This window comes from Calderihabitans maritimus (assembly GCF_002207765.1).
In the GTDB taxonomy this organism is placed as follows: Bacteria; Bacillota; KKC1; order Calderihabitantales; family Calderihabitantaceae; genus Calderihabitans; species Calderihabitans maritimus.
The window spans coordinates 1-9,106 of record NZ_BDGJ01000105.1; the positions used below are offsets into that span (position 1 = coordinate 1).

The 9,106-nt window shown below is 44.2% G+C and carries 10 protein-coding genes; all 10 read right to left on the reverse strand.

What is annotated here, in order from left to right; translation table 11 throughout:
- Nucleotides 1-166: 166 nt before the first annotated feature.
- The gene (gene lysS / locus KKC1_RS09020) at nucleotides 167-1,633 is read right to left on the reverse strand and encodes a lysine--tRNA ligase (protein ID WP_088554137.1); all 1,467 of its coding nucleotides are present in this window, start codon (nucleotides 1,631-1,633) and stop codon (nucleotides 167-169) included.
- Between the two features lie 29 nt (nucleotides 1,634-1,662).
- Nucleotides 1,663-2,139: a transcription elongation factor GreA gene (greA, locus tag KKC1_RS09025; protein ID WP_088554138.1), complete on the reverse strand. Its 477-nt coding sequence runs from the start codon at nucleotides 2,137-2,139 to the stop codon at nucleotides 1,663-1,665.
- Between the two features lie 220 nt (nucleotides 2,140-2,359).
- A complete protein-coding gene (locus KKC1_RS09030; protein WP_088554139.1) occupies nucleotides 2,360-3,448 on the reverse strand; it encodes a saccharopine dehydrogenase NADP-binding domain-containing protein in 1,089 nt (362 codons plus the stop codon).
- A 21-nt stretch (nucleotides 3,449-3,469) separates the two neighbouring features.
- Entirely contained in the window at nucleotides 3,470-4,375 is a 906-nt protein-coding gene (locus tag KKC1_RS09035) for a quinate 5-dehydrogenase (RefSeq protein ID WP_088554140.1), read from the reverse strand.
- A 26-nt stretch (nucleotides 4,376-4,401) separates the two neighbouring features.
- The gene (locus KKC1_RS09040) at nucleotides 4,402-4,926 is read right to left on the reverse strand and encodes a helix-turn-helix domain-containing protein (protein WP_088554141.1); all 525 of its coding nucleotides are present in this window, start codon (nucleotides 4,924-4,926) and stop codon (nucleotides 4,402-4,404) included.
- Nucleotides 4,927-5,045: 119 nt separating this feature from the next.
- Nucleotides 5,046-6,020, reverse strand: coding sequence for a tRNA dihydrouridine synthase DusB (gene dusB, locus KKC1_RS09045; RefSeq protein ID WP_088554142.1), 975 nt, complete (start codon nucleotides 6,018-6,020; stop codon nucleotides 5,046-5,048).
- 82 nt (nucleotides 6,021-6,102) lie between these two features.
- Nucleotides 6,103-6,873: a type III pantothenate kinase gene (locus KKC1_RS09050; RefSeq protein WP_088554143.1), complete on the reverse strand. Its 771-nt coding sequence runs from the start codon at nucleotides 6,871-6,873 to the stop codon at nucleotides 6,103-6,105.
- A 115-nt stretch (nucleotides 6,874-6,988) separates the two neighbouring features.
- A complete protein-coding gene (locus KKC1_RS09055) occupies nucleotides 6,989-7,945 on the reverse strand; it encodes a P1 family peptidase (protein WP_088554144.1) in 957 nt (318 codons plus the stop codon).
- 102 nt (nucleotides 7,946-8,047) lie between these two features.
- Nucleotides 8,048-8,461 carry a DUF1284 domain-containing protein gene (locus tag KKC1_RS09060; RefSeq protein ID WP_088554145.1) on the reverse strand — a complete coding sequence of 138 codons (414 nt, stop codon included), beginning with the start codon at nucleotides 8,459-8,461 and terminating at the stop codon, nucleotides 8,048-8,050.
- Entirely contained in the window at nucleotides 8,458-9,024 is a 567-nt protein-coding gene (locus KKC1_RS09065; protein ID WP_088554146.1) for a biotin transporter BioY, read from the reverse strand. Before KKC1_RS09065 ends, KKC1_RS09060 begins: the two co-directional genes overlap by 4 nt.
- Between the last annotated feature and the right edge of the window lie 82 nt (nucleotides 9,025-9,106).

Below are 9,106 nucleotides of genomic sequence, written 5' to 3' on the forward strand. Positions count from 1 at the left end.
CAACGGGCTCCAGTCGCTGTTCAGTTTTCAAAGATCCCTACCAAAGCGACATCCCCTATTCTATCATGTACTCTCCAGAATGTCAAAAGGAAAAATATTGTCAGCTGCCTGGACTTATATCGTATCACATCTCTATCTGGATGTCAACTGCCCGGCGAAAGGCTTTCTAGTCTTCCTTAGGCCGCATGGTAGGAAATAAAATCACGTCCCTGATAGATGGAGAATCGGTAAGTAACATAACTAGACGATCTACACCTATACCCAGCCCCCCTGCCGGAGGCATTCCGTATTCTAAAGCTTTCAGAAAATCCTCGTCTAAAACATGAGCTTCATCATCTCCCTTTGCCCTCAGTTCCATTTGTTTTTCAAATCTTTCTCGTTGATCAATCGGATCGTTTAACTCTGAAAAAGCATTTGCCAGCTCCCTTGCAGCAATAAATGCTTCGAAGCGATAAGTTAATTCTGGATTATCCTTTTTTCTTTTGGCCAGTGGAGATATTTCAACGGGATAGTCTTTAATAAAAACAGGCTGTATTAAATTAGGCTCCACAATATTTTCGAAGATTTCATTGATAACTTGGCCCTTAGTATGATTCTCCTCAACTTCAAGGTTGAACTTGCGAGCAATCTGCCGAGCTTCTTCATTGGTCTTTATTTGAGTGAAATCTACTCCGGTATACTTGGCAATAGCGTCTAGCATGGTCATTCGGGGCCACGGAGGAGTCAAGTCGATGGAATGTCCTTGATAAGTAATTTGAGTAGTTCCCAGAGTCTTATTGGCTACATAAGCCACCAGCTCTTCCGTCAGTTCCATCATATCTTCATAGTCAGCATAAGCTTCATAAAGCTCCAGCATTGTAAATTCTGGGTTATGCTTGGTAGAAATCCCCTCATTGCGGAATACTCTTCCTAATTCATATACTTTCTCCATCCCCCCTACCAGCAGGCGCTTAAGGTGAAGCTCTAAAGCAATGCGCAAATAAAGGTCCATGTCGAGAGCATTATGATGAGTGATAAAAGGCCTCGCCGCAGCTCCTCCAGGAATGGTATGCATACTGGGCGTCTCTACTTCCAAAAATCCTCGCTCGTCCAAAAACTCCCTGATAGCTTTAATAATTTTACTTCTCAAAACAAATACTTTAAGAACATCTCGATTGGTAATAAGGTCTAAATATCGCTGCCGGTACCGCAAGTCAATATCTTTGAGTCCATGCCATTTTTCCGGTAACGGGCGCAAAGATTTACACAACAGCCGTAAATCTTCCGCCGCTATTGTTATTTCTCCTTTACGCGTTCTAAAAACCTTACCTTTAATGCCAATTATATCACCAATATCTAACAAGCCAAACAATTCGTAAGTCTCAGGGCCTACATCATCCAACCTCACGTAAATCTGTATCTGCCCCGTAACATCCTGGATATGCCCAAAACTGGCTTTACCATGGCTGCGCCTAGACATTAACCGTCCTGCCACAGATACCTGTTGATCTTGTAATTCGTTAAAATTATCAATTACCTCCATAGCCAAGTGAGTTCGAACGTACTTGCCACCGTAAGGGTCAATGTTATTTGCCCGAAGCTTGTCTAACTTTTCTCTGCGCATTAGCATCAATTCGTTCAATTCTGTTTCCATAAAAATCCCCCTAGCCAACAAAAATAAAACTACTTTTGTATATCCATAATTTGGAATCTCAATAAACCTATAGGTGCGCTAACCTCTACCACTGAACCGACTCTTTGCCCCATAAGAGCTTTCCCGACCGGGGATTCATTAGAAATCTTATTTTCCGCAGGATCGGCCTCTACAGATCCCACTATAGAATACTCCAACTCGTCTCCGCTGTCCAGGTCTTTAAGACGCACGCGACAGCCGATAGTTACTGCATCAGTTGTTACATCCGTTTCATCAATAATTCGAGCCTGACGTAGCTTCTTTTCCAGGGCAATTATACGTCCTTCTATGAAGGCCTGTTCGTTCTTAGCATCCTCATATTCTGAGTTTTCACTGAGATCGCCGAATTCAATGGCTTCTTTGATACGTTCGGCTACTTCTTTTCTTTTTATAGTCTTAAGAATTTCCAGTTCCTTTTCCAACTTTTTAAGTCCGTCTAAAGTTAAAATAATTTCTCTCTCGGGCATAAGAATTTTCTCTCCTTGACATTAAAATATTGAATTTTGGATTACTTTATTTATACTTTGATCTCCGTAATATATGTTATGGTAAAGCTACTATCACCGTAACAAGCACTGCTGAACTATTCTGCAGTGCTTGTTAACTTTAAAACTTTATGGGTATTATATAGACCGACTTCTTGTTTGTCAAGAATTTACTTTTAAAAATATCTATTGGGTCGCCGCCTCACGCATGAAGCTTCATCCCGGCCTTGCGCCGGGCATTATATTTTATTTTTTCTATTTCAGCCAAAGTTAGCGGACGCTCAAAACTGCGAAATCCGGCTAACTTAAACCCGTGCTTTTTGGCTAAACGACTAATTTCTTGAACCTGCTCTACCGTTAGATCACGTCCTAGCGTAAAGTTTTCATAACGGCCTTCCATAGCAAGCATCATGGTTTCCGCCATGCAAGCCAAGGCAATCTTGGGAGGGTAACCAAAGTTGAAATTAAATTGAACCTCTCCCGGCACTTCAACTACGCCCCCTTCAATAACCAGTACATCATCGCGCATTTCCGCAACTTTTTTCGATACATCTCGAGGCCTGGCCACATCGCAAACCACGGCACCGGGTTTAAGATGTTCAGGTTCTATAATTGTATCTACAGCTGACGTAACCGTTACGATCACATCAGCATCTCGCAAAGCCCGGGAGATATCCTGGGTAATTTTTACAGCCAAACCTTCTTCCTGCAAAATACGCGAAGCCACGCGCTCCAATTTGTGCTTATTTCGGGCTACCAAGGTTAAATAGCGAACTTCTTTGGCCAGCAGACGGGCACACACGCTACCGATAGAGCCGGTAGCACCAATAACGACTACATTGGCATTGGGAAAATCTATATCCATTAGCTCGGCAGCCTTTTTCGTCCCCTCTATGGCAGTAGCCACCGTATAACTGTTTCCAGTTGTTACGGCTATATTCAAATGTTTGGCCACTGTGATGCCCGCGTCGCCAACTACCGAAGTCATAGCTCCTAAACCTAGAATTTGAGCTCCTAATTTCTCAGCCAACTTTCCGGTTTGGATTATCCGCTTAAGGACAAAATCTTCCGGAAGAGTAAGCATTTGCCGCGTCGTAAGAGGACATCCTACAAACCAGCCTTCCGTCTCTGCGTAAGCTGATTTTATACCAGATATGTAAGAGGTCTTCACCGGAGGCATATATTGGATCATTTTTTCAACCAGTCTATCGGGAAGCCTTTTAGCTATAGGAAATTTTCTACTCACATCGGCCACATTCAAAGGGTGCACCATGAACGCAAATTTTCCCATGATATCGCCTCCTAAAATTCTCTATCTATCAAAATTCACTATCCTAGGGGTAAAATTAATTTTGTTCAACAATTCTTCATAATCAGCCGGCTGTATTTCTGACAAAGGCTTCCCCGACAGGACTAACAAAACTCCTTCCATTACATTGGTCCCGAAAGAACGCCCCTCTAATTCGGGTGTAGTAGTTACTAAAGTTTTAACCCCTCTTTGCTTCAACAGCTCCACATCCTCTTTGGTGACTGTATTGGTTATGATAACTTTCCCGGTCATATCCTCCGGCATATATCTTCGAATAAAATGAAAATCACCTGCGATTATGTCAGCCTCCTTGTAATATTTACTGAATCGCGGTTTAACTTCTTCTTGTTTTTGACCGGTAGGATATAAATATTTAAAAGGCAATTTGCAAATAATTGGAGCTACCACTCGTGCCAGGCGGTCAACGGTTTTAAGGGAACGCAACGGCACAGGCAAACCCAAGGCAAAAATTAAATCACCAAAAGTTACCTTGCCCCCTGTGAGCGCAAGGGCCTCTGCCATGCCGAAACGATCAACTGCACATACCAAGAGTATTCGCTTTTGCGTAAATTCTATGCCGGTATTTTTATGTAAATATTCAATGACCTTCCTTTCTAACGTATTCTTCAGACCGCTTCCGTCTACTATAGGCGTCTTTTTAGCGGCAGCAACAATTCGGGCCGCATCGCGAATTAGATAACGTCTGCTACCTGCATGCAGGTATAAATCAGCTCCTCCTAATCCAAAAGCGTCTACCTTTCCATCTAGCTCTCTAATGGTTTTTATGGCCTGGTTCATATCTCCATCGGTCCCTATTCGCTCGATAAGAAACTTTTCGCCGAGTATTTCAGCTTCTACCTTATGGTCCCTTTTGGAAGAACCCAGGCTAACACTCACTACTCGTCTCATGTAGGCTCCTCCTTTGTATTAATTCCTCAAGCTTTTACCTTTTGGATGATTTCTTTCAACAGTGAAGGATCTACATATTTGTCTTCTTCTATAGGCGACTTGCCAATTTCCACACTGATGACTTCCTTATCCAGCAGAGCTTCTATAAACTTTATTCTTTTATTGGACCCCAAAAATATAACCACATCGTATGCGCGAACTTTGGCTATCAGGTCCATAATTTCATTAAACAGCTCCAACCCACTCTTTTCTCTAACAAATTGCCAACGCTCTTCTTCCGTCATCAAAAGGTGAAAGTCCACTCCCTCTTCTTCAATTACCTCCTGAAGCTCCTCTTTGTTTTTCAAAGGAAAACCTACAATAGCTATTCTCTGCCCCTTGCGCACTTCGCCCAAACGTTCCAGACGAGAAATAAAAGAACGATCAATATTTAAATGTTTCGCCACTTCCTGCTGCGATAGACCCTGAACCCTCATTTCTAGAATCCTATCGATAAAATTTTCAATCTTGTTCCGGCTAATTAATTTATCCCCTATGCGAACAAAATCCATAGGCTTCCACCCCGGCAAAATTTACTATGTGCACAAAATTGTGTGCATTTAGGCTACCTATATTTTAGCAGTGTTTCCCGTTATAAGCAAGTTAAGGACAAACCATTTTCGGTTTGTCCTTAATCTTGCGATTCTAAATTTTTCAGGTAGTCATATAACACTTTTTGCACCTCAGATACTGTTTCCAATTTGTTTAATTTATTCCGCATTTGAGCAGCATTCCTCAAACCTTTAATGTACCCGGCAATATGCTTGCGCATTTGCTGTACACCTACCTTCTCTCCTTTTAGCTCTACTACCATGTTTAAATGCCGCAATGCCATTTCAATCCTTTCGCCCGCAGAAGGCTCAGGCAAAAGTTCTCCTGTCTTCAAATAAATTACGGTACGTCGAAAAATCCATGGATTACCCAGAGCCGCCCTACCAATCATAACTCCATCGCAACCGGTCTCCCTTAACATACGCTCGGCATCCTGGGGTGTCCAGATATCTCCATTCCCAATAACGGGAATATCTACAGCTTTTTTTACCTCTCGAATTATGTTCCAATCGGCCTCCCCCGCGTAAAACTGAGAGCGGGTACGCCCATGAATTGTAATTGCCGCCGCCCCTGCCTCCTGAACTCGCTTAGCTACTTCCACTGCATTTACATTTTCTTCATCCCAGCCTTTACGCATTTTAACCGTAACTGGTACGGTCACTGCCTTAACTACACTACGCACGATCTCGCCTGCCAGCTTTACATTCTTCATTAAAGCAGCTCCTTGACCGTTTTTAACAATTTTCGGTGTGGGACATCCCATGTTGATATCTACGACACTGGCGCCCTTCTCCACTACTATGCGGGCCGCCTCGGCCATGGTCTCCGGCTCCGAACCGAAAATTTGGACACTGATGGGCCCACGTTCTCCAGAAAGGTCCAGCATCTCCCAAGTCTTCTGGTTACCGTAAACAAGCCCCTTATCACTTATCATTTCGGTTAGCACAAGCCCGCATCCGGCTTCTTTAGCCAAGATGCGAAAAGCTTTATCGGAAATGCCGGCCATAGGAGCAGCAATTACTTGATTTTCCAATTCGACATTCCCAATTTTCATACTCGATTCTCCTGTTCTGAATTTATGTCTAGTTTATCCTGATACCCGAAAAACTTATCTAAACACTAAAAAACCCTGATAATCAATCAGGGTTGTTACGTTCGTAAATTATTCGAATTCCCTCTAGAGTTAATAGGGGATCCATCTTATCTATTACTGGCGTTTCCCGCGCAAACAATTCAGCCAGTCCTCCAGTAGCCACTACAAAGGCATCTCCTTTCAACTCTTTTTTCATGCGAGAAACGATACCTTCAATCTGGCCGATGAAACCGAATACTATACCAGCCTGCATGCTGGCCACCGTATTCTTCCCAATAACTGAAGTCGGCCGAACCAACTCTACCCGGGGGAGCTTGGCTGCTTTTTCAAATAATGCTTCAGTAGATATACCTATACCCGGAGCTATCGCGCCTCCCAAATATTCACCCTTCGCCGAAATAGCATCAAAGGTGGTTGCCGTGCCAAAGTCAACTACAATAACCGGACCGCCGTAATTTTCATAGGCGGCAACCGCGTTGACAATTCTGTCAGCTCCTACTTCTCGGGGATTATCGAATTTAATAGGCATTCCCGTCTTCACTCCGGGCCCTATCACCAAAGGACTAACCTTACAATATTCACGGGCAAATTCCACCAGCGGTAAAATAAGAGGAGGTACAACAGAGGAGATGGCAACGGCATCAATCATTTGCAAGTCAAGCCCGGCATAGTCGAATAAGCTTTTCACCAAGATTCCCAATTCATCAGCCGTCTTATGGGGATCAGTAGATACCCTCCAGTAGTTCCACAATTTTTTACCCCTGTATACTCCCAGTACAATATTTGTGTTTCCTACATCAAAGGCTAACAGCATTGAGTGTACCTTCCTTCGTACATGCTCTCGCCATTAAAGTTAGCAATATTTTACCAGAAAGCATTTTATAAATCAATTAGAGCGAGTAAGATTGATTCCGGTTTGCTATTGCTCCTCACGTCTTTAATTCGGACGCCGCAGGTACTCCGCCGGCTGATTGGGCACATAGCACCGCTCTTCTTACAGCCTTTGCCAGCACCTCCGCTGCCATCGAGCCAACCAAGCTAACATCAGCCTCTACCTCCCCTAGAGAAACGGCAAATACGGTATCACCGTCATACATAGTATGTACCGGTCTGATGCTTCTCGCCAATCCATTATGGGCCATTTGGGCTACTTTATTCACTTCCTCCTTGGAGAGCCTGGCATTGGTGGCCACCACCGCCAGAGTAGTATTGCTAAAGGTGAATCCTCGGCTCTGGTATTCTTTCATTTTTTCCAGAGTACTGACAAAAGGTGACCCTTCCGGCTGTCTTAAACCCGCCAGTATTTGGCCGTTTTCGTCAATCACCTCTCCTAAAGCATTCACCGCTACTAAAGCACCAATAATAAGTTCGGACCCAACACGCTCCGACCAATTCCCTATTCCCGCCTTGGTAGCCCACTGGATACCCATTAACTTTCCTACCGTGGCACCCGTACCTGCTCCTACATTCCCTTCGGGCAGCGGTCCCTCCTTAGCATCGAGGCAGGCCCTATAACCCATTTCCCAATCCGGTCTAACTTTCGGATCGCCAATGTGCAAATCAAATAATACCGCCGCCGGGACTATAGGAACGCGAGCGACACCAGTATCAAAGCCGATCCCTCGTTCTTCCAAATAACGCATGACTCCTCCGGCAGCATCCAGACCGAAAGCACTCCCTCCCGTTAAAACAATCCCATGAATCCGGTTTACTAAACGCCCGGTTTGCAACAGGTCAGTTTCTCTAGTACCTGGTGCAGAACCACGAATATCCGCACCGGCCGTAGCCCCGGTTTCCATTAAGACTACGGTACAGCCGGTGAGAGCGGCTTCATCCGTAGCATGGCCTACTTTAATTCCAGGAATATCAGTAATATTACGGTACATAGCCCATCTCCTCCCGGTAACATTGGATTAATGAACTATTCTTTTCCCAATTAATTCTCTCCTTTATGACCCCGCAAAAATGCAGAAAGATCAGGCTTCCAGTCAAGCCTGATCTCTCAATGATGCTATTCCCTCCCAGCAATATCCAAGACTGTACCACTGGCAATTAGTACATAAACGGTCTAAATCATTAGAAGCTATCTTGTTTCCTACCGTCTTCAATAACCAGGAAAAGGTTGCCTCACAACCGTTTTCCAATCCTAATAGTTTTAGAATCTCGCGATCTTGCCACCGGACCCTTTCTTCGGTATTTGGACCGTTTCTGGTGCAGAGCCCCCGCCGGTGGTGAGGACAGGCAGCACATAAAATATCAGGTTCATCCACTAATTTTACATGCAAACTCGGGTTTATTCGCAAAATTTCCAAAACCTCTTGGGTAACTAGAACAAAGCGCTCGTCATATCCTAGACCGCGAAAGCCCTGCAAGCATAGTAAATGATGAGCTCTCAGTCTCATGCCGTCTCCTCAGACATTCCCTGTTGATTGGCTATCATACCACTTTGAACCAGAGCCCGGCGTACCGAAACGCTCAGAGCAGCCCCTATAAAGATTTTTAGAATATCTAAAGGCAAGAACCACCCGACACCAAAGATCAAAGCCTTTTGCCAGGTCAAGTCTAGTACGAACTTTAACTGAATTGTACCCAGGAAATAAATTATTACCAAGCCTAAAAACATTGCAACCAGAGTTGATAAATACGTCATCCTCTTTTCAATCACCAGGCCGATCACATAGGCGGCAATAACGAAACCTATTATGTATCCTCCGGTGGGACCAAACAATACATTTAGACCTGCTTTTCCCTGGGCAAAAACCGGCATGCCAAAAGCCCCCAATAAAATGTAAACAAGTTGCGAGACTGCCCCCAGGCGAGCCCCAAGAATCCCCCCCGCCAGGCAAACTGCCAAAACCTGCATGGTGATGGGTACAGGAGTGAAGGAGAGCGGAATAGAAATTTGAGCGGAAATAGCCGTAATCGCGGCAAATAAGCCAGCTAAAACAAGTGACTTGGTACGCATCGATAATACCTCCTATCTCAATATTTTGGTTCTAACTCCCCCAAACTCTTTTTTTCGTAGAATTTGAGGGTTTTGCTACTCT